The organism is Streptococcus pseudopneumoniae (assembly GCF_001072925.1).
In the GTDB taxonomy this organism is placed as follows: Bacteria; Bacillota; Bacilli; order Lactobacillales; family Streptococcaceae; genus Streptococcus; species Streptococcus pseudopneumoniae_Q.
In genome coordinates, this window is the sequence record NZ_JVHE01000131.1 from 1 (window position 1) to 599 (window position 599).

1 protein-coding gene is annotated in these 599 nt (G+C 41.1%); it reads left to right on the forward strand.

What is annotated here, in order from left to right:
- The coding region (locus ADH81_RS11230; protein ID WP_049528962.1) for a mucin-binding protein at positions 1 to 599 on the forward strand (599 nt) is incomplete at both ends.

Sequence of the window (599 nt, forward strand, 5' to 3'; positions counted from 1 at the left end):
ATGTTCAAGATAGCTTTACGTTCACAGGTAAGCATAATCCAACTACAAATACAACAACATGGACTGAATCTAGTCATACGTATGGAAAATTGATTGTTCCAGTTATAGATGGATACTACTCAGATAAGACAGAAGCTGGATCTAAGACAGTGACTCCTGAAAATCCTGAAGTAGTAGAGGTTATTACCTACAAACCACTTGGCAGTTTGGTTCCGAAATCTGATGATCCTAAATTCCCATCAACACCAGATGTGAAATATCCAAATGATCCAACAGATCCAACGAAACCAGGAAAACCAGTAGTTCCAGATGTTCCAGGCTATAAGCCTTACTTGCCAGATCCAAAAGATCCAGTCAAACCAGGCCAACCAGTAGATCCAGGAACACCAATCACTCCTGAAAATCCAGGTACTGACACCCCAATCATCTACGTGCCAATCGTAAATGATGTAACAAAGCCAACTAAACAAACTGTAACCTTTGAAGGAGCAGGTGACAAGACTCCAGCTGATAACGTCCAAGACGACTTCACATTTACTGGTAAAGAAAAACAAGCTGATGGAACTACAACATGGACTGAAACTAGTCACACCTATGGC